This window comes from Vibrio mexicanus (assembly GCF_001012815.1).
Lineage (GTDB): Bacteria > Pseudomonadota > Gammaproteobacteria > Enterobacterales > Vibrionaceae > Vibrio > Vibrio mexicanus.
In genome coordinates this window covers 131787-151452 of record NZ_JYJP01000001.1, presented here as the reverse complement: position 1 = coordinate 151452, position 19666 = coordinate 131787, and the positions used below count along the sequence as shown (strand labels likewise).

At 45.3% G+C, this 19666-nt stretch carries 19 protein-coding genes and 2 pseudogenes; 8 read left to right on the top strand and 13 right to left on the bottom strand.

Annotated features, from left to right (window positions below):
* Positions 1-383 precede the first annotated feature (383 nt).
* A complete protein-coding gene (locus UA76_RS00715) occupies positions 384-1559 on the top strand; it encodes a MerR family transcriptional regulator (protein ID WP_047042143.1) in 1176 nt (391 codons plus the stop codon).
* A gap of 82 nt (positions 1560-1641) precedes the next feature.
* Here the strand turns inward: UA76_RS00715 and UA76_RS00710 are convergent, their stop codons facing one another.
* A complete protein-coding gene (locus UA76_RS00710) occupies positions 1642-2676 on the bottom strand; it encodes a DUF1254 domain-containing protein (protein ID WP_047042142.1) in 1035 nt (344 codons plus the stop codon).
* Between the two features lie 273 nt (positions 2677-2949).
* Between UA76_RS00710 and UA76_RS00705 the strand changes: the two are divergent.
* Together UA76_RS00705 and UA76_RS00700 are read left to right on the top strand one after the other, a co-directional pair.
* Positions 2950-3641: pseudogene (locus tag UA76_RS00705) on the top strand (DNA-3-methyladenine glycosylase I).
* A gap of 104 nt (positions 3642-3745) precedes the next feature.
* The gene (locus UA76_RS00700; RefSeq protein WP_047042141.1) at positions 3746-4696 is read left to right on the top strand and encodes a LysR family transcriptional regulator; all 951 of its coding nucleotides are present in this window, start codon (positions 3746-3748) and stop codon (positions 4694-4696) included.
* Between the two features lie 100 nt (positions 4697-4796).
* Here the strand turns inward: UA76_RS00700 and UA76_RS00695 are convergent, their stop codons facing one another.
* Positions 4797-6236, bottom strand: a complete 1440-nt coding sequence (locus UA76_RS00695) for an amidohydrolase (RefSeq protein WP_047042139.1) — start codon at positions 6234-6236, stop codon at positions 4797-4799.
* A 332-nt stretch (positions 6237-6568) separates the two neighbouring features.
* On the opposite strand from UA76_RS00695, the gene UA76_RS00690 reads away from it, so the two are divergent.
* A complete protein-coding gene (locus UA76_RS00690; RefSeq protein WP_047042137.1) occupies positions 6569-7357 on the top strand; it encodes an acid phosphatase in 789 nt (262 codons plus the stop codon).
* Positions 7358-7471: 114 nt separating this feature from the next.
* Here the strand turns inward: UA76_RS00690 and UA76_RS25090 are convergent, their stop codons facing one another.
* Genes UA76_RS25090 through UA76_RS25075 form a run of 5 tightly spaced genes read right to left on the bottom strand, consistent with a single transcriptional unit; the run spans position 7472 to position 10541 of the window.
* The gene (locus tag UA76_RS25090; RefSeq protein ID WP_162198928.1) at positions 7472-7828 is read right to left on the bottom strand and encodes an EAL domain-containing protein; all 357 of its coding nucleotides are present in this window, start codon (positions 7826-7828) and stop codon (positions 7472-7474) included.
* 14 nt (positions 7829-7842) lie between these two features.
* A complete protein-coding gene (locus UA76_RS25085; protein ID WP_047042135.1) occupies positions 7843-9114 on the bottom strand; it encodes a putative bifunctional diguanylate cyclase/phosphodiesterase in 1272 nt (423 codons plus the stop codon).
* On the bottom strand, positions 9108-9563 hold the full coding sequence (locus UA76_RS00675; RefSeq protein ID WP_047042133.1) for a hypothetical protein: 456 nt from the start codon (positions 9561-9563) through the stop codon (positions 9108-9110). The genes UA76_RS25085 and UA76_RS00675 overlap by 7 nt, the downstream gene beginning before the upstream one ends.
* A gap of 34 nt (positions 9564-9597) precedes the next feature.
* A complete protein-coding gene (locus UA76_RS25080; RefSeq protein WP_084705437.1) occupies positions 9598-9927 on the bottom strand; it encodes a PhnD/SsuA/transferrin family substrate-binding protein in 330 nt (109 codons plus the stop codon).
* Complete coding sequence (locus UA76_RS25075; RefSeq protein WP_084705436.1) at positions 9924-10541, bottom strand: PhnD/SsuA/transferrin family substrate-binding protein; 618 nt, start codon at positions 10539-10541, stop codon at positions 9924-9926. Before UA76_RS25075 ends, UA76_RS25080 begins: the two co-directional genes overlap by 4 nt.
* A 238-nt stretch (positions 10542-10779) precedes the next feature.
* On the opposite strand from UA76_RS25075, the gene UA76_RS00665 reads away from it, so the two are divergent.
* Positions 10780-11253, top strand: coding sequence for a peptide-methionine (S)-S-oxide reductase (locus UA76_RS00665; protein ID WP_047042131.1), 474 nt, complete (start codon positions 10780-10782; stop codon positions 11251-11253).
* Between the two features lie 84 nt (positions 11254-11337).
* Here the strand turns inward: UA76_RS00665 and UA76_RS00660 are convergent, their stop codons facing one another.
* Both UA76_RS00660 and UA76_RS00655 read right to left on the bottom strand, forming a co-directional pair.
* On the bottom strand, positions 11338-12813 hold the full coding sequence (locus UA76_RS00660; protein WP_047042130.1) for a S1 family peptidase: 1476 nt from the start codon (positions 12811-12813) through the stop codon (positions 11338-11340).
* A gap of 407 nt (positions 12814-13220) precedes the next feature.
* Positions 13221-13421, bottom strand: a complete 201-nt coding sequence (locus UA76_RS00655) for a hypothetical protein (RefSeq protein ID WP_047042128.1) — start codon at positions 13419-13421, stop codon at positions 13221-13223.
* Positions 13422-13820: 399 nt separating this feature from the next.
* Here UA76_RS00655 and UA76_RS23940 point away from each other — a divergent pair, with 399 nt between their 5' ends.
* The 3 genes from UA76_RS23940 to UA76_RS00640 all read left to right on the top strand — a co-directional run bounded on the left by UA76_RS23940 (position 13821) and on the right by UA76_RS00640 (position 15020).
* Complete coding sequence (locus UA76_RS23940; protein WP_047042126.1) at positions 13821-14024, top strand: hypothetical protein; 204 nt, start codon at positions 13821-13823, stop codon at positions 14022-14024.
* Positions 14008-14211: a hypothetical protein gene (locus UA76_RS00645; protein ID WP_157617530.1), complete on the top strand. Its 204-nt coding sequence runs from the start codon at positions 14008-14010 to the stop codon at positions 14209-14211. The genes UA76_RS23940 and UA76_RS00645 overlap by 17 nt, the downstream gene beginning before the upstream one ends.
* Before the next feature lie 137 nt (positions 14212-14348).
* Positions 14349-15020 (top strand): hypothetical protein, encoded by a 672-nt coding sequence (locus UA76_RS00640; RefSeq protein WP_047042123.1) that lies wholly within the window; start codon positions 14349-14351, stop codon positions 15018-15020.
* Between the two features lie 60 nt (positions 15021-15080).
* Here the strand turns inward: UA76_RS00640 and UA76_RS00635 are convergent.
* The 4 genes and pseudogenes from UA76_RS00635 to UA76_RS00620 form a co-directional block, all read right to left on the bottom strand.
* Positions 15081-16204 (bottom strand): annotated as a pseudogene (locus UA76_RS00635) (carbohydrate porin).
* Between the two features lie 176 nt (positions 16205-16380).
* Positions 16381-17010, bottom strand: a complete 630-nt coding sequence (locus tag UA76_RS00630; RefSeq protein ID WP_047042121.1) for a bifunctional 4-hydroxy-2-oxoglutarate aldolase/2-dehydro-3-deoxy-phosphogluconate aldolase — start codon at positions 17008-17010, stop codon at positions 16381-16383.
* 16 nt (positions 17011-17026) lie between these two features.
* Entirely contained in the window at positions 17027-17986 is a 960-nt protein-coding gene (locus UA76_RS00625; RefSeq protein ID WP_047042119.1) for a sugar kinase, read from the bottom strand.
* Positions 17987-18060: 74 nt separating this feature from the next.
* Complete coding sequence (locus UA76_RS00620; protein ID WP_047042117.1) at positions 18061-19485, bottom strand: PTS transporter subunit EIIC; 1425 nt, start codon at positions 19483-19485, stop codon at positions 18061-18063.
* Positions 19486-19666 lie beyond the last annotated feature (181 nt).

Genomic DNA, 19666 nt, shown 5'->3' with positions numbered 1-19666 from the left:
TGAAATGGTGTCGATTTTGATGCCTTGTTCTGTCAAATATTGCAGCATCCCAATTTGAGCCAAACATTTCGCTCCCCCTCCAGATAGAGTGAGGCCCAAATGAGGCGTTTTATTGAACGAGAGGCGGGAGAATAGGGACATTGATTTGGTCTCCAAAGTGACAGAGCAGATGGTAGAGGGACTGCTTTTTGGACTTGCACACAGACCATTTTATACATCTTTCAGACAGGGCTTCAATGTGATTCCTCGTTAACTCATCACAGTATCTGCAATCAAAAAACGCAAGATTCTCCAGTTTTCTATTCAAAATAAATTAGCCATTGACCTGTCTACAGCTTTATAGTTTACATTCCATGTCATCAACGAACATTAAGAGAAATCGTATGTACCAGATATCTGAATTAGCAAAACAGGTCGGGTTGTCTCGAACAGCTTTGCTCTACTACGAAAAACAAGGGCTGATTTGTGGCCAGCGTTTATCGAATGGCTATCGAGTGTATGGCGAAAAAGATCTGCAGCGGGTTCGATTGATCCAGCAGCTATTGGCTGCCGGTTTAACGCTAAAAGAGTGCAAGGCGTGTTTGGAAGCAAAGATTGACCGGTCATTGTTGCAAAGCCGGTTGCAAACATTGGATGACGAGATTTCGCGCAAGCAACAATCTCGTGACCTTCTGGCCGCGATGTTAGGCGAGGGGGATTTAACCTCTTGGCATAAAGGGCTAGATGAGCTAGCGCCAGATGCACATTTAGATTGGTTAATGAAGCAGGGCTTTAATGAGAAAGAAGCGTTGCGATTGAAATGGTTATCAAAAGACATGAACGAACACGAACAATACATGGCTGACTTTATGACAGTGTTTGAAACACTTGAACGCTGGGGGCCAGGCAGTGAAGAAGATACCAAACAAGCTATTAATGCGTTACCTAAAGCGCCAAGCAACATCTTAGAAGTGGGTTGCGGTAAAGGCTTAGCCACGCAAGTGATGGTTGAAAACACTCAAGCGCATATTACGGCGATTGATAATGAGCAGTCAGCACTCGACAGACTAAGTGAGCGATTTGAACAAAATGGCCAGGATGACAGGCTCAGTACGGAATGCGCAAGCATGACGGCACTGCCATTCGACCCAAACACGTTTGATTTGATCTGGGCAGAGGGCAGTGCTTACATCATGGGTATTGAGAAAGCGCTCGAGCAGTGGAAGCCGCTACTAGTCGATAAAGGTTGTCTGATGGTGAGCGATATGGTTTGGCGCACCGAAGACCCTAGTCAAACTGCTATCGACTTTTGGAACAATGAATATCCAGACATTAAGCAGGTTAAAACACGTTTGGAGCAGATGGAAAAAGCCGGTTATCACGTAGTGGCTCATTTTCCACAAAGCAAAGAAGCTTGGATGAACTACTATGGCCCGCTGTCAGCACGATTAGACGAGCTAAGAGGGACAATGGCTGAAACGCAAGCGTTCAAAGACATCGAACACGAAGTGAATTTGAGCCTTAACCATGCTGATGAGTTTGGTTATCACATGTTTGTTTTAGCTAAGGGACACAGGTAGTGAGAGACTTACCAACGATTGAATGATTCTTAAAGTAAACGACCAAGCTAAGACCTTGGTCGTTTACTACACGAAGAGTTGCCTATTGAACACGTTCGATGGTTTTACTTGGGTCAATGTGTTCTTTGAACATCTTTTCAGAAGGTGTGTAATGACGAACTAACACGTTCCATTTTTGACCTTCTTTCAAACCATCAAGTGGAATGTTATTTATTGCATTTTCACCACAACCAAAGCTGACTGTGTACGTGCCATCACTGTTTTTCTCAGCCACACCGTTATTCATGTTTGCTAGGTCATTGAACATGAAGCCATCATCGTTGTAGACAGTGAGTGACCAGAACCCTACGTTCTCTGGGTCTTCAAACGTTGTCTGATGACATTGGGTTGAAGAGAAATTTTTCGAATACTGATAAACGTTGTCTTTGAACGTTGCACCGCCCCAACCATAAGCTGCACCATATTCGCGACCAATCTTAGTGGTGTAGTCTGGCGTACCGAACATAAACTCTGAATCTTCGACATCGCTTGATTCGATTTCATCCAAGATTTCACGTTTCACTGGCTCTAGCTTGTTCACGAGTTCAGGCAGTTCATAACCTCCGTAGATTGGGTAATCGTCGGTTGAGCCAGCGGTGATCACCAACTGATCTTGCAAAGCGTTCAGGCGCTTGATTTCAGCGGTATCATTAATGTCTGCCAAGTAGGTTCTTACTAAGACGAACATGAACTTAGTGCTTGGTGGCACTTCAATCGTTTCATTACCTTGGGTGTAAATCATATCGAAAGTGTTGTGGTTCTCGTCGGTGAATTGAACCATGGTAAAGCGGTCACCAAAATCAGGCAGTGTAATGGTTGCACCTTTTTCCGTATCCACAACCGCTGTGGAGTAAATGGTGTCGCGGTTCATACGCACAATTGGCTGGTCTTCTGTTTTTGGTGGAGTACGGAAATGACGCCATGTATTCACGCCATTTTCGGATTTCATCTCTGTCACACCAAAGTATTTACTGGTTTCAGCGACAACGTAGTTATCTCGTGATATTTCAGTTTCATTCGCGAAAACAGAACCAGAAATCAGACTAGCAACGATTGAAGTAAGTAGAATCTTTTTCATAATAAACCTCGACAGTTAAAGGTAATTTAAACAAGTCAATCAACGCTGCAGTCCGTGGCTCATTGATTCGATAAGTTCATTCTACGAATTGTTGGCGCTCAAGCTACTGACTTAAACTGATATCAATTATCCGCCCTGTGCATATCATTATTGCGTTTTGATTACTCATTGTTATTTCTTGATGGATGGATGAGCGCAAAAATGGCAGGCAATAAATGCTCAGGTCGGGTACTCTTATCCGACTTTATCGAGTTAGGATTTTATCGAGTGAACATGAAATACGAATCTTTCGACGCCATTTACCATCGAGCTGCCGAGCGCAAGGGCGGCGAATCTGCATTAGAGATGTTATTGCCAGGCCCGCTTACCAATACGCAGTTAGCGAGTATTTCAGATGATCGCTTTTTGGCGCAGTTTACCAAGTCCATTTTTCAGTCTGGCTTTGTTTGGCGTGTGATTCACAACAAATGGCCCGATTTCGAAGAAGTCTTTTGGGAATTCGATATTGAGAAGCTGCTGCTTATGCCGGCTGACATGCTTGAGCGCAAAAGCCAAGATACGCGAATTGTGCGCAACTTTACCAAAGTGAAGACCGTGCCAGCCAATGCGCAGATGATCCGCAATGTGCAGAAAGAGCACGGGAGCTTTGCCCAGTTTATTGCCGATTGGCCAGAAGAGGACATCGTAGGCTTGTGGCTCTATTTGAAAAAACATGGCGAGCGATTGGGGGGAACACAGGGCCGTATGCGCTGAGGCAGTTAGGTAAAGATACCTTCATTTTGAGCCGGGATATTGAAAGCTACCTCAGAGCCAATAGCATTATCGAAGGTGGCTTGTACAGCAAGCGCAGCCTAGAGGCAATTCAACGCGCCTTTAACCACTGGCAAGCAGAGTCGGGCCGCAGTTTAACCGAGCTTTCACGCCTCATTGCTTATGGTGTCGGTGAGAATACGGTGCAAGCTTAACTCGCCTTTTTAGGTGGCGTTCTCACAACCGAGCGCCGCCTATCTGTACATCTATGCACTGCAGTGTCATAGTCTACTCAGTGATATAACTTGAGTGCATGATTATGGTAACGCTAGAGCAGCAACTGTCCCGTTTAGATTTGAATCTATTGGTCTCCTTGAGTGTGTTAATTAAGGAGAAAAACGTCACTCGCGCCGCCCAAACCTTGTATCTCTCACAGCCTGCCATGAGCCGCACACTCGGACGCTTACGTGATTTGTTTGATGACCCACTTTTTTACCGTGAATCCAATGGCTTAGTGCCGACGCAAAAAGCGTTGGATCTACAAGCCCCACTCGAAGAGCTGCTAAGAAATGCTCAGCATCTCATCGCACAAACTGCCTTTTCTCCACAAAGTTGCGACCAAACCTTTGTGGTCTCATTGCCACCGCTTATGAGTGGATTTTTGTCTGTGCCTCTTGCCGCTGCTTTGTCACAACAAGCGCCGAAAGCCAGTCTTGTCGAGTTTCCTGTTGGAAAAGATGCAGTGTCGCAATTAGTGTCGCGCGATGTGGATTTTTCAGTTCACATCCATGAACCCGAGAATGGGGAAGAGTTTCCATTCGAGAAACTTGGCTCCATCTATCCAGTATTTTATGTGGCGAAAGAGCATCCTCTGGCTTCGAAAACAGATGTGACGCTAGAAGAGTGCTTGAGCTATCGATTCGTGGATATGAGCTTAGATATTCGCTCATCGGTCGGTCTGAGTAACCCTGTCGATGACCATCTTGCCAAGCTTGGAATCAAGCGAGATGTGATGTTCAAAAGTGGGCAGTTACTCACTCTGGTTGAAGTGATGGAGAACAGCGAAACCATTATGGTGTCATCGGATAAGCTGCTGGATATGGCTAACCTAAAAGATCGCTTGGTGCCTGTATTTGCGATGGACGATAAGCCAGAATTTGGTGTCGACATTTATCTGATTGAGCACAAACGCACCGCCGCGAGTGCCGCTCACCAGTGGCTAAGAGAGCTTATCATCACAACCTTACGCGACAAGGTGTTCGTGCAGTGATGATAAAGATTAGCGACTTTATTGGATAGTCAGTTTGGGTCTTGATGAATCGATACAAAATGCCCCCAGTGTAGACTGAGGGCTGGTCTGATTTTCTCGATTAACGACCTGTTTTTGGCAGAATGTTGTCGAGTGATGTTTTTACGAACTTCTCATGTTGAGCGCGCTGCTCTTCCGTTAAGCTTGCGGCTGGGTTTACGTCTAAATCGTTCAGAGTCACGTATTCACGCCCTGCTTTTTTCTCTTCGAAATCTTGTTTGATTGATTCCAGAAGTTGTGGGTTCGTCATAAGCTCCAAACCTTGAGCGGCCAATGTGTGCGCTGCATGAATAATACCTTTACGGCCAATGCTTGAACCTACCGATGCCGTCACTCCCCACTGGTGAGCAGGAATGTGCAGTGGCCATGCTGAGAAGCCAATACCCATAGTAGGAACCGTCCAGCTTACATCACCCACATCGGATGAGCCGCCATTCTCCAAGCCTTTTTGTGGTGGGATAACTTTAGTGGTTAGGCCATCTTCTGGTTTACCTGTTGCGCGCTGAATAGAGCGTGCAAATTCTTGTTCTTCCGCTGTCCACTCGATAGGGAAGTAGCGGTTTAGGTGGCCTGTGATACTTTCTGCAAATGTGTCGTTTGGCAAAATATCGTAGATGCCACCTAGGTTAGTTACCTTAGCTTCTGTTTGTGTTGAAAGTGCTGCGCCTTTTGCCATGTCTTCAAGCCATGCTTTATGCATGCGAACATCTTCTGCGCTTTTGCCGCGATAACGAACGAGCACTTTTGCGTGGTCAGGGATAACGTTTACCGCCGCGCCACCTTCAAGAATTTGGTAATGCAGACGTGCAGTGGGTTCTAGCTGCTCGCGCATCATGTTTGCAGATACTAGGAAGATTTCAGAGGCATGAAGTGCGCTGCGACCTTCCCACGGTGAAACGCCTGCGTGCGCCGTGATGCCTTGCCACTCAACGATAAGGTCAACCGAGGCCGTTGTGTGGAAGTTTACCGCTGTAGTGACATCGAATGGGTGATTATGAAGGGCCACATCGATGCCGTCGAACACACCTGCGGCAACCATGTAGTTTTTACCGTTTAGCGCTTCTTCTGCTGGGCAGCCGAACACTTTGATGGTGCCTGAAATGCCTTCTTTCTCCATATGGTGTTTTAGGGCAATCGCGCCACCGATAGAAGATGGGCCAATCGTGCTGTGACCACAACCGTGACCATTGGTGTTACCGCTTTCTGCTGGTGTTTGCTCTGGTGCAATTGCGTTACCTAGGCTTGGAAGAGCATCGAATTCAACCATGTAACCAACAACTGGCTTGCCGCTACCCCAAGTGGCAATCCAAGAGGTTTCTAAACCCGCAATGTTGCGCTGCTCAATCGTGAAACCGTGCTTTTCTAGCAGCGCACTTTCTAGTGCTGAGCTCTCGATCTCTTGGTAGCTAAGTTCAGCCAGTTCCCAAACTTTTGAAGATACTGCCCAAAGCTCATCGGCAATGTTTGTCACTTCGTTATCTAGTTTCGTGTAGTCAGTCATAATTAACCTCTTAGGATTTTAAAGTTTCTGTAAATAATGTGTCCCGCTCATCCTTGCTTGAGGGAAATATTATTCGACTTCGGTTAACTCACTAACTGCGTTATGACGGATGTTATCCTCATTTCATCTTTCTAGGACTTGAGATTTAATCGAACATTGGGTTGCCAAGCTTGATTGAACCATACTAGAGGTGTTTGTTTTTGCTTCTATTTCTGAAGGTATTCTGCTTCGGAATAATTGATATAACTATGCCTACCACAAATGACTTCAGTACTATTATCTCGAACCTATTAAGGAGTTAAGTCCTTACTTTTGATTTGGAGAGACATCACATGAAGAAATCTTTACTCGGTTTGGCGCTGTTATTTCCAGCGACATTCTCTAGCGCTTTTGCGGCTGATTCTAACTCGCTTAATCTTGAACATGCCTCTCCAACGAGTATTGAATCGTTAGAGCTAATTACTTACGGTAACTACCAGTTTTATCAGCCTTACATTGAAGCGGTGAAAACCGTGGATCTAATTGCCCCACCGCCAGTTGAAGGGAGCAACCAAGACTTGGAAGATAAGCGTATCGGAGCGATTGATTTTACAGTGGAAGATCCCGCTCGTATGGCGCAAGCCACGCAAGATGCGCGTATCACCCCAGATTACTTTGCGAAAATTTATGGTGATGTGCTGGGTATCGAGATTAATGCTCAACAAACACCAGCCATTTATGTCGTTATGGGGCGAAGTGTTTCATCGTTTGGATTAGCAACGTCAGATTCTAAAAAGCACTACAACAAAGCGCGTCCTTTTGCCGTGAATGGCTTGCCATCGTGCACACCTTATGCGGAAGACTATTTGTCAAAAGACGGATCGTATCCTTCGGGTCACACTGCCTCAGGATATGGCGTTTCGCTAGTGGCAGCCGCGATTGCCCCATCAAGTGAAGCGCAGTTAATCCAACGCGGTGCTGATTACGGCTACAGCCGTATTGTGTGTAATGCCCACTGGGAGAGTGATGTGGAAGCGGGTAAAAAAATCGCTCACATCGTATTTAATAAACTGATGGAAGATGAACAATTTGTCACGGATTTAAACGCGGCAAAACAGGAATACAAAGCCCTTACGCAATAGTGATGAGTACAGGTGTTGGTTTTCATTGAGGCTTTGGTGCGCAAAGTAGTGCCAGCACCTCATAGTTTGGCCTAGCTGCAAAGCTAGGTTTTTTTATGACGGGAGACGCTGAATTCAAGCAATGTGAGAGCGCGGTTTTAAGTTGAGCTTTTCAAATGGCATTGGCCGAGCATAGAAATAACCTTGAGCACTATCACATTGCTCTTGTTTGAAAAACTCGGCTTGTTCATAGGTTTCCACCCCTTCCGCCACGACTTTAATATCCAGTTTCTTGGCCATAGAAATAATGGCGGAGCACAGGGTGTTATTGGTGAGATTGACATTTTCACCAGAAATAAAACTTCGATCTATTTTTAAACCATCAATCTTTAGCTTTTGTAGGTAGCTCAATGAAGCGTAGCCTGTGCCAAAGTCATCAAGCCAGACTTCCACCCCCATTGTTCGTAGCTCGTTAAGTGATTCTTGAGCCATTTGCCAGCTGTCCATCAAGCTGTCTCGGTAATTTCGATTTGCAGCCGATTCATTGCGACATTTGAAGCCGCTGTGCACTCTTGTAAATGATGAGCCAGTCCCTTATCCCTAAGCTGTTTTGCTGAGACGTTAACTGATACTGTGAATGTCAGCTCATTACAACACTTCGCGATATCCTCCACTACCTGACTAAATACCCATTTGCCCAAGTCGACAATTAAACCTGTCGATTCGGCCACAGGAATAAACTCCGTAGGCGATATTTCTCCTAGCTGAGGGTGGTTCCAACGAAGCAAGGCCTCAAAACCGACGAGGGATTCGTCGTGCAATGCGACTTGCGGCTGATACCAGACTTGAAACTGTTTAAAGTCGGACATTGCCATTTTCAAGTTATTCTCTAACTCATCGGCTCGTTTACTGGCTCTTTCAAGCTCCTCAGAGTAACGGGCGTAGCACCCTTTCCCCATCGCTTTAGCGGCGTACATGGCGATATCCGCTTGCTTAATAAGCGCTTCGGCATCCTGCGCATCGGTATAACTATCATAGGTAGAGATACCAATGCTTGCGCCGGAATATATGAGGCCTGACGATTGTTCAAGGTTAATTGGTTTATGGATTTCTTTTAACAGCTGTCGTGTTATGTCTTCTGCATCCGAGGTTGAGTCTGTTTGATTTATGTAAACGATAAATTCGTCGCCCCCGACTCGAGCAACAACGTTATCTTTGTTGAACGCCTGTATGGTTTGGTTGATTCGGGAAGACATCTCACACAGTAGGTTATCGCCCGCTTGGTGGCCTAAGTTATCATTAACGCTTTTAAAACCATCTAAATCTATGAAAAGAATGGAGAATGACTGTGGTTCAGAATCTAATTCTTCAATCAGGCCTTGGATTAAATTAATAAAGCAGGCTCGGTTGGGAACCTTGGTTAATGAATCATGAAATGCCATGAACTCGATTTCGGCGGTACGCTGTTCTAGGCGTCGGTCCATATCATTGATGGACTCTGCGAGCTCTTGCAACTCATCGTTTGACGAGACTTTGTTATAAGTGCCGTACTTGCCTTTTTCTAAGCGTTTGGAGTGGGCAATGAGTTCGTATAGTGGGGTGATTAGTCGGCTGGCAAGGCCCAACGAAAGAAACAAGCTAAGGCACAAAGTAGTGACCAATACGAGAATGTTGAGCTTAATAAATAGCTGCTTGTTGGATTGGCTTAGCTCAACCACGAGCTCTTGGTTTCTTTTAATATCCTCCTTAACCGCTTTGAGAGAGTATATGATCAGCACGCCCCCAAGATTTTATCTTGGATCTGGAGCGGCGCCGCAAGGGTTAAAGTATCACTGTCTTGGTGAGTGTAGACTTCGCTATTCTGAATGACGGTGTTTTCTAATCCTGCTGAGTTGACTGCTTGCCCATATCTATCATCAGGGCTGCTTGAGTAAAAGACCTTACCTTCATTATCGAACACTGCCACTTTATGAATATTGCCATCATTGATGACAGGCTCAATGACATACCTTACCCCATCAAGATCGAAGAAATACATAGGCCCAATTGTTGCGTCAACCAAGTAGTTCAGTGTTGCCTTTACCCTTTCAAGCGTTTGTTTTTTGGCGTTTTCGGAGATGTTATTCGATGTCGCGTTGAGCAGCTCATCGGTATAGAGCTGGCGAACGTGGCTTTGAGAATAAAACAACATGAGCACGGTGATGGCAATAAACACCGTACTGGTCATTAATATTTTTCCCCTTAACTTCATAGCCCACCACTCAATCTTCTAGCACGGTTCGTTTTGCACCAATTTCTTGAATAGTGGTGAGTGCTTCTTGTGGTATTGGGTCAAACTTCTTGGTTTTCTTAAAGGCTCTCAGTGCATTGAGCCCCTCTTCGTTGCTATCGGCGGAAAACAGCAGTGTCTGAATGTCTGTTTTTAATTGTGGATCCAGCGTGGATCTCGCCATCATAACGGCTCGGGGAATATTGGGCGTGCGGTAAAATACATTTAGGTTAGCGCTGATCTCAGGCGTCACTTCGTCATCCCAATCTTCATTACTGAACGCGGAAGCGGCGACGATGCCTTTTTCCACCCAAGACATCATGCTGGATTCATCGCCATGGGGGAAAGCTCATCCGCAAAGAAATAGCCAATGGTACCTTTTGGAGGGGCTTCTCTAGGTGAGGAAACTTCGCTGAGGCGGTAACCCTCATTAACAAGTGTGGTAGCAGGTAAATAATAGGCACTGGTGGAAAGCCTATCTTCAAAAGTTACTATCTTGTCGACTAAGTCGTCGAAACTGGAAATGTTGCTATCGACGCGAGCGAAAAACAGCGAATGGTATTCCGCCGACCCATTTTTCCAGTGTCTTGCTAGGATATCGGCGAGGTTAGAGCTCTCCAATTCATAGGCGGTAAAGGCGGTTTCAGAGAAAATATCAACTTGACCTCGTTTTAACCATCTTTCTAGCTCTCTCAAGTTTCGAGCGACTTTTACATCTCCTTTGGAGTAACCATATTGGCTGAGATTCGCTGCCAGATAATTGGCAAGAGGTTGAGCTCGCTCAAAGGCTTTCACAGGTTTGGAGCTAACCACACCAACAACGAAAGTACGGTCACTTTGCTCATCAGCAATCGACAGTGTGCTAAATAACGTACCGAAAATAACTATGAGTGCGGTCATCAATTTCAGTTGAGTGAACTTAAAAACAAATGACATGAAGGCTCCTAATAGGGAAATACAAGAAATGTGAAAATCTCTTTTATAGTTAAAAGGCACCGAGACTGAGTGCTTTTTAATAGTTTAGAACACCTATTGACATTATGAATGTTTAGCGGATGCGGTATTTTGGCCTTCAGCATGTTTTTGAACATCAGTGTTTGGTTTTAGGCATCCTATCTCACCGAAAAGTGTGATAACTTGCCTGCCGTCTATCTTATGTCGAGAAAGAGCGAATATGGAAAAGATCTATTTTGCTGGAGGTTGTTTGTGGGGCGTGCAAGAGTTCATGCGCCACCTTCCGGGTGTGATGTTAACCCAAGCAGGGCGCGCCAATGGCACAACCCACACAACCCAAAGTGACTATGATGGCTATGCGGAATGTGTGCTAACGCAGTTCGATCCAGAGAAAGTGACCATAGAGCAGTTAATGGATTTTTATTTTGAAATCATTGATCCATACAGCATCAATAAACAGGGTGAGGATGTTGGCAAAAAGTACCGTACAGGGGTATACAGCTTGAATGCTGAGCATTTAACACGTGTGAAGTGCTACATCGCTGCGCGACCAGACGCTGACAAGATTGCTATTGAAGTGCTGCCGTTGACCAACTACGTCAAAAGTGACGATGAGCACCAAGATCGCCTAACGCTTCGCCCCAATGACTATTGCCATATACCCCAAGATATACTGCACAAATACAAGCAGTAAACCGCTTAAAAGAAAACGGCTTGCATGACTGCAAGCCGTTTATGTTTAATGATTTTGGGCGACGAACTCAATACTAGTAAAGGGCTAAAATTTGCGGCGCAATGCAAGCGCCGAGACTAAGCCTAGCAGCCAAAGAAAAGAGAATGAACTGCCTCCACTGCTACCGGAGTCGCCAGTAGGTGGCGTAATATCTTCGTCTCTATCATCATCACCCTCACTAGCCACTGCAACTAATACTGGAAGATCAGTTTCGCTGTTTAGTGTCAGTGTTGCTGAATGCGAATCACCTTCTGTCAAATAGTCGTTGCCAAGGTTGGAAACAATTGTTAGCTCACAAGTTTCGTATGAGCCTAGCAGTGACGGACAATGATTTTCTTCGAGAACAAAGAAATTATTGCTAGACAAGTATGGAGCAATAAGCTGCTCTGAGTTGGATACGTTTTGGATCGCAACTCTAAACTCAGGTGAATGTACGCCTTCCTCTACCTCAATACTTGAAAGCATCGATGGAGTGCTCAAGCTATTTATCTGTTGCTTAAACCAATCTGCATACCATAATGTTGAAGAAAATGACGTCCTATATTCTCCCTGATCATCAGGAACACTATCTCCCCGAGATACAACACCAAACAACTCACCATCTGGACTAATCAACCCTGTACCACTGTCGCCTGGACCAGTACCAGTATATGCTAGAAGTCCTCGTGTTTCAGTAAATGCAGAACCAGTTATCGTGTAATCTACAAAAGTGGACCTGAACCCATGGCTCGGGTTAGTAACATCAAAGTCACAATCATAAACATTCATATTGCTGCCAACAAAAGCAGTGTAATGACATGCCACATTAAGTTCAGGCTCATTTACTTGTAACTGAACCTTTTGTAATGTATCAGGGTCTGCGCCATTTTCTCTATCTGAACCCCACCCCATGAACAAATACTCATTGCCAGCTTGTTGATTCAAACTAGATTGGAAGTCTTCCCAAGACTCAGGTGAGTAATGTTCTTCAAGAACTTTAGGAAAAGGGAGTGTGACAGTATCGTTATGAGGAATCTGTTCTGATAGTTCAATCAACACAATATCATCATTTAGCTCTGTATCACCAAAGTTCCACAAAACTTCCGTATAACCAGTTAATTCTTCCACCTTTAATAACTCACGTAGCATCGGAGCTACGACGAACTTAGAAACATCTTCACGATAAGCGTATTGATCGGCAATGTTCCACTCTCGGTAACTAACAGCTGGCCCTTCATATACTAGGTCATCGTTATCGTAGGCTGCTAACCCTTGATAAACTCGTACCGTAGCATTTAAATCCCCATTTGTTTGATACCAGATTGGAGTACAGTGCTTAGCCGTTAAGATCCACTTACCATTGATAAGTGCACCACCACAAGCAGCGATACCTTCAACGGTAAATCCAACCAAATAGTCTTTGTAATCTTCCTGTGTTGCATCTTGGCCACCAGTAACAAATGGTGAAATAGTTGCCGACACAGCAGGGTTTGCAAAAGCCATTCCTGACGCAATTGCAGTAAGTGCTAATAATTTTTTCAAGTGAATAGTCCTTATTGTTCGACGTCCTATCATTGGAACAGTCCGTCATCTTATTGATGGCAAAAGTAAAGAGTTCTTAGTGGCAGCTACGTACAAATCTTTGGTTACAAAGGCACGGCGAATAAATGAAGGTTTCAATATAAGTTATTGAAATAATTTAATTAATTTTAGTGAAATGAATGTATAGAACTGTCAGGTTGTATTCAATAGATTTCAGGTGAGATTTGTAACCTATTGTTTAATAGTGAACTGTAAAAGTTTAGCCACCTTGTTCAATCACCTTGCTCATCAGCGTTCGACAATGCGCTAAATAGCGAGCCGATAATAACGATGAGTGAGGTCACCGCTTAAAAGAAAACGGCTTGCAGTAGTGCAAGCCGTTTTTAAATCTCTTTGAACTATGAAGATTATGCCGCTTTGCACGATGTTTCGTGGCGGTAAACACGCATACCTGTCAACGTGTTCTCATAGGCAGCCAGTTCTGGCAAGTAAGACCATGCGTGTACGTTCGTTTTTGTTTGCGCAGCAAGTCTTTCAATCACGGTATTGATGTTGCGACCCGCGTAGTCTTTCTTAGGAATAAAAATGTTCTTAATTACAGTTAGCATATCTGGGCTCCTCATGTAACTAATTTTCAGTTCTGTATGGTATTAGTATAGTTTAGGAGTCTAATGTGATCAAGATCTCGTTATAAACTTTCATTAATTTGTCATGAACGTTGCTAAATTACAAAGTTATTTGCGGGGCAGGCTGACGAAATGACAGTGGAATGTGAGTAATTGGATTGTTATGCACTCTCTTGGTGCGCTTTGCTCGTCATTTGTTCGTCAGTGAAACCATTTAACTATTTAAATGAGGCTTATGGACTTCAAATAGTAAATAAATTCAATTACTTAACTGTATTCCCGATTTTTCCTATCCCTTTTCTGATTAATGGTTCGAATGTTGCAAACTCATCAATTACAAAAAGAATAAGCGCAGTAAGGGAGTACGGACGTGGTTTTAATGTGGTTGCAGAAGAAGTACGAACCCTTGCTCAGTCGAGCCATGATTCCGCTTCTTCCATTACCTCACAAGTGAAAGAAGTTACGGCCAGCATGTCGGAAGTGGTGGAGCAGGTCAGAAGGGTAGGGCGCTCAAGTGAGCTTAGCCAGACCAGTGTCGGTGACGCGTTGCGATCGGTGGATCATGTCGTTGAAGCGTTTAAATGAAGTCACCAGCCAGATTGGCGGTATTGCTGCAGCGTCAGAGCAGCAATCCATCGCGACGAAAGAGATATCTGAAAGCATTGAACAAGTGGCCGACGCCGCTAGCCACAACACGCTGATGGCCCAACAAAACGCAAGTGTGGCTATGTACTTGCAAAACCTGACTCGTTCGAAAAGGAGTGCAGCATAATGGAAACGTCACTATTGGCTTCAATACTTGGCATACTTGCTTTATTACTGACCCTATTATTGTCGAGCTTTATTCGACATAAACGGCGTTAGGCTGCCAGTCAATCATTGGGTATCTCGCTGCTCAAAGACTTTAGAGTGCTGCTAACGCTCACCCAGCAACACCGTGGCTTAACGAATGGCTATTTGTGTGGTGATGCTTCACTGATTCAAAAAATTGCTCCGATACAAAAACAACTAGAGCGCCGCTATGAGGCGCTTGAGTATCAGGCTGCATGGTTGACAGAGCAGGAGAGCTGGCAAACGCTTAAGCAAGATTGGCTTGAGGTTTATCGCGATTTTAAATCGCGCTCGGCGATGAATAATCTTAGTGCTCATAGCCAAGTGATCGCGAACATTCTTTACGTGATTGATGACTGCGCAGAGAGTTGCCAACTCTATGAACTGAAAGACGAGCAAGATCGCTCTATCCGTTATTTGTGGAAAGACATATTAGTGGCAGCGGAAGACATTGGACAGGCAAGAGCGATAGGTACGGGTGTCGCGGCAGCGCAAAACTGTTGCAGCGTTGACAGGATTCGCTTGAAGTACTTGCAGCAAGCGATTCGCCGCACTGCTCGAAATCAGGTTGGATCAATTCAAGATGATAGTGGCTATGCTGCCATTGGGGCTTTACTGGAGACTATCGATAAGCAGGTGCTGGTGGATTGCCCGAAAATTAGCCCAACGGAATACTTTAACCAAGCAACCTTGGCGCTAGAGGAAGTACTGGATGTGTTTGACCGTCGACTCGACAGCGTTAAGAAGTAGCTAAACTAAAAAAGGGTGCCGAACGGGCACCCTTTATTGGACTGTTTTTAGGACAATGGTCTAGAACTCGTAGAATAGGCGAATACGAGCACCAAAATCATCTTCTTCAGCAAAGTGTTCTGATGAAAGCGTATTTTCTAGGTTATTAGAAATACTGGTGTAGTAGGAGCCAGTAGTACAGAGAAGTTTTCTACTTCGAGTACATCGGTGAACTCATATGACGCGTACAGAGTTGATGAAGATACTTCACCTTCTGCCCAACCAGAAATCTGTTTGTTCTCGTATTCATTGTTGGCGTAAACATAACCCACACCCAATCCTTTCCATAGTGCATTAGCACCTGCCGAGAAGTTGTTCTCGTCAACCGCATCCATGTAGGCAACGTTGGCATTTAGAGACCAATCACCTTTCGCCCAGTTACCTGTTAGGCCATAACCGGTGCGGTCGGAAATATCGACACCTTGATCGGTCACGATAGCGTCTGAGATTAAGTTGGTTTCCATCGATGCAGCAACACTAAAGTCGCCCATTTGATAGGCGATTACTGGGCGAATTAGGAAAGAGTCTTTACTGCTGCTAATGGTTTGACCATGATAAGAGCCACCATCGGTACCTTCATGGAATAGATCCGAGCGGTCACCAATCATGCTGCTCACTTCTAGGTATAGGTTGCCGAAAGCTTGGCTATACATAAGCTGACCATCTGAACCACGCCCGCGAGCTTCTTTCATCTGGTATGTATATACAGCACCGTCGGTGTAAAGCTCGTTTGAGGTATCACCTGAGTACTCTAAGAACACATCCAGTCCGACTGGGAACATATCGTATGCTTCAAAACGACCTGCTTTGATTGCCCATGCGTCTTGTTTTCCGAACTCGAAGTAAGCATCGTCAAGGTTAACTGCCCCTGTGCTTTCGAAAAGTGGTTGAGCCTTCACACCCACGTAGTGTCCACCAGTGGTGTACTTTTCACCGGCAAACTCAATCAAAACGCGGCCATCTTGGTTGAACTCATGATCCCCGGATTCGTTCGACTCCCTATCTTGATAGTTGAAGTTTAATTCAACGTTACCTGCGACTGAAAAATTGCCTTCTTCGGTATCAACAATGCTGATGCCTGCATTTGCCGATAGTGCCGTGAGTACGCCGAGGGCGCTCAGAGATAGCTTCAGTGTTTTGTTCATGGTAAACCCCATATGTATTAGATTTTATTGTATAAATGTGCTGATTTCAGAGACAGCAAACCACGTCCCTTCTTTTAGAAAGAAAGGCTTAGAGAAATTGGTTTTCAGAAGTTGGTTTTCGGCGCTAGCCCAAAGATTCAGGGCTAGGCAGAATGTAGAATCATGATTAATTGTCATTAGTTAGAAACTAGGGTGACCGCTTCACGAGTCAGTAGAGCCAGCTCTTCCCATCGACCCGCTTCGATCAGTTGTTTGTCGACCATCCAAGTACCGCCACATGCCAGTACCCGTGGAACAGCGAGGTAGTCTTTAATGTTTGAAGGATTGATGCCACCTGTAGGCATTATGTTAACGTCACCATAAGGTGCCAATAGTGCTTTTACCATGTTGACGCCTCCCGATGCTTCTGCCGGGAAAAATTTTAAAGTCGTCAGCCCCATCTCTAATGCTGCTTCGACGGCACTTGGGTTATTCACGCCCGGTATAATATCAATGCCAACCTCTTGGCAGGCCTTTACGGTATTTGGATTGAAGCCTGGAGATACCACAAAGGTTGCCCCTGCTTCTTTCGCGGCGATAGCTTGTTCACGATTGAGTACTGTGCCTGCGCCAATTAGCATGTCTGGTTGGGCTTCGCGCAATAGACGAATCGCCTCAACGGCAGCATCTGAGCGGAATGTGATTTCGGCAGCTGGCAGTCCGTTTTCTACCAATACTTTACCCAGTGGGATGATATCTTCTGCGTGATCAATGGCGATCACCGGGATCACCTTTAACGCTTTTAATTGAGCTTTTAAGTTCGACATGTTGTGTCCTGTAAATTTATTTCTTGAGCTGAGCAACAGCCGCATCGGTCGCTTCTTTTGGGATGATTGCGCCTTTATGTTGGATAACGGCTCCAGCGAGAGTGTTGCCATTAGCACACGCTTGTCTAATATTGCCACCCGACAAGTAAGTTGCTAGGAAGCCACCATTGAAGGAATCGCCAGCGGATGTGGTATCGATGACATCGTCTACGGGAGTTGTTGCCACAGAATACGGCTCCGATGTGTTTGCATCTGCCACTAAACAGCCTTCTGCACCAAGCTTAACCACCACATTGCTCACTCCTTGCGTTTGCAAGCGAGTGATTGTGTCGTAAGCCGTTGCATCACCCCAAATAAGCTGTTCATCATCGAAAGTGACCAAAGCTAAATCTGTTGTTTGGTACATGGCTTGATAGCATGTTTGAACGGTTTTCATTTGGTCTTGTGGCCAAAGTGCTGGTCGGAAGTTGCTGTCAAAAGCGATCTCAACACCCGTTGTTCGCAAGTGATTCAAACGTTCAAGTAACTTATCGCGGTCTTGCTCTGGCAGAATCGCCAAGCTAATTCCGCTAACAAACACCATATCAACCTGCTTGAGTGACTCTGCCACACGCTCAAATCCAGGATGTTGGATCATGTAGCGCGCTGCCGATTGATTACGCCAGTAAAGGAAAGTGCGCTCGCCTTGTTCATCTAACTGAATTAGATACAAACCCGGTGTACGCGCTTTGTCTCTTAATACAAAATCGGTCGCTACCCCTTCTTGCTGCCAACGTGACACCATGCCGTCACTCAGTGGGTCTGTCCCCATGGCAGTCACATATTGCACCTGCTGTGATGCACCTAAGGCTTGGCTGCAACGGCTGAAGTAAACTGCAGCGTTAAGGGTGTCGCCACCAAACGTTTGCTGCATATCGCCAAACGGCTTACCGTTCAACTCGATCATGCATTCGCCAAGTATTGCGATTGTCTTCATAACAGTTCTTTTTAGCGTGCTTATGAGACCTGCCGAAAATGGATACGACAGGTCTGCATAGAGAGAAGAGAGGATTATTTGTTATCGATGCGTACGAACATCATGGTCATTGCGAATGATAGTGAGAACACACCGATCACACCCAATACCGCTTGTACGAAGTTCTGAGTGCCGCTTGCTAAGTAAGCAGGCAGACTGAATACCGAAGAAAGGATGTAGCTTGTTAGGTGTGTATCGATCGTCACAGAAATGGCACCAACGATACCCGTCGCTAAGCTCGCCATAAACAGAGCTTTGGTGTACTTGGTGAGTACGCCGAACAATGCTGGCTCTGTGATACCAAGGATTGCTGTAACACCTGAGCTTACTGTTACTGAAGATTGCTCTTTAGTCGCGTATTTACGTTGCTTGTACCAAATCGCCATGGTCGCGCCTGCAATACCTAAGTTACCTAGACACATGATCGGCATGAGTAAATCTTTTCCGTACAGCGCGAAGTTGTTCAAGCTGATTGGCGTCATGCTGTGGTGAATACCAAACACAATGGTGATTGGACGAGTTAAACCAAACACGAAGCCCGTCAGCGTTGGGGAGACTTCTAATAGTGAGCTCACTACCCAACCTGCACCATTACTTAGCCACATACCTGCAGGGGCAACAACAGAGAGCACAACAGTCGATGTCACAGTGAAAGCAAGTAGCGGCGTGAATACTGGTTTGGCAGAAGCAGGAACTAACTTATCTACCATAGGGGTGATTTTGGACAGTACCCAAACCGCTAGAATCGCAGGTACGATCGCGCCACCGTAGTTAAGCAGCTCAACTGGAATCACACCAAATACGCTCAGTTCTGGTGTACTGCCAGCTTCAGAAAGAATGGTCGCTTTTTCCAATAGCTTTGGCGACATCATTGCAGCTGCTACTGCTAAAGCAATGTACTCATTGACTTTAAACACTTTCGCCGCAGAGAAAGAGACCAGCATTGGTAGGAAGAAGAACACTGCGAGCGAAATCGAACGGAAGAAAAACACAGTATCTGAGCTTTCTGAGATCACGTTGGTCGCAATCAAGCCTGATAGCAGACCCATCAGCATGCCCGAGCCGGCAATGGCTGGAACAACAGGGCCAAAAATGCCGGCTACCACGCGCATTGCATTTTGGAATAGCTTTCCTTTTTCTTGCTCAACTTCGGCGTCTTCCGGTGCAGCGCTAGCGCCAGACAGGGCTAAGTACCATTTTTCAACGTCGACACCGATGATCACCTGCGTCTGACCTTTTGCAAGTACCACGCCTTTTACACCTTGAATTGCCTCAAGTTTTTCTTTGTTGGCTTTCGATTCATCCACCAGTTTGAATCGTAGGCGTGTCATGCAGTGGGTGATGTTAGCAATGTTCTCGTTGCCACCAAGTGCCGCCACCAGTTCTTGTAGTTTCATGCTAAAGCTGTCTGCCTTATCCGGCGAAGCATCGCCAGTTCCAATTGTTTGTGTCAATTGCATCATACTTTCCTATGTGCTTTGTTTGCTCATTCACTGCGCCCATCTTAGCTACTGGAGGTATTTATCCAATCGACAAATTAGTGACTAAACTCACATTAAAACGGCCAAAAATTAATTTTTCGGCTTTTTTTGCCAATTGGTTCGTTTTTCTTGCCGAATTCAAAACAGGAACGAACCAGTT

Coding starts and splice junctions, on each gene's coding strand:
- UA76_RS00695 (WP_047042139.1), bottom strand. CDS start 6,236: ATGACTGACTACACGAAACTAGATAACGAAGTGACAAACATTGCCGAT.
- UA76_RS00630 (WP_047042121.1), bottom strand. CDS start 17,010: ATGTCGAACTTAAAAGCTCAATTAAAAGCGTTAAAGGTGATCCCGGTG.
- UA76_RS00675 (WP_047042133.1), bottom strand. CDS start 9,563: ATGACCAGTACGGTGTTTATTGCCATCACCGTGCTCATGTTGTTTTAT.
- UA76_RS00710 (WP_047042142.1), bottom strand. CDS start 2,676: ATGAAAAAGATTCTACTTACTTCAATCGTTGCTAGTCTGATTTCTGGT.
- UA76_RS00690 (WP_047042137.1), top strand. CDS start 6,569: ATGAAGAAATCTTTACTCGGTTTGGCGCTGTTATTTCCAGCGACATTC.
- UA76_RS00700 (WP_047042141.1), top strand. CDS start 3,746: ATGGTAACGCTAGAGCAGCAACTGTCCCGTTTAGATTTGAATCTATTG.
- UA76_RS00620 (WP_047042117.1), bottom strand. CDS start 19,485: ATGCAATTGACACAAACAATTGGAACTGGCGATGCTTCGCCGGATAAG.
- UA76_RS25080 (WP_084705437.1), bottom strand. CDS start 9,927: ATGATGTCTTGGGTGGAAAAAGGCATCGTCGCCGCTTCCGCGTTCAGT.
- UA76_RS00665 (WP_047042131.1), top strand. CDS start 10,780: ATGGAAAAGATCTATTTTGCTGGAGGTTGTTTGTGGGGCGTGCAAGAG.
- UA76_RS25075 (WP_084705436.1), bottom strand. CDS start 10,541: ATGTCATTTGTTTTTAAGTTCACTCAACTGAAATTGATGACCGCACTC.
- UA76_RS00655 (WP_047042128.1), bottom strand. CDS start 13,421: ATGCTAACTGTAATTAAGAACATTTTTATTCCTAAGAAAGACTACGCG.
- UA76_RS00715 (WP_047042143.1), top strand. CDS start 384: ATGTACCAGATATCTGAATTAGCAAAACAGGTCGGGTTGTCTCGAACA.
- UA76_RS25090 (WP_162198928.1), bottom strand. CDS start 7,828: ATGGCTCAAGAATCACTTAACGAGCTACGAACAATGGGGGTGGAAGTC.
- UA76_RS00625 (WP_047042119.1), bottom strand. CDS start 17,986: ATGAAGACAATCGCAATACTTGGCGAATGCATGATCGAGTTGAACGGT.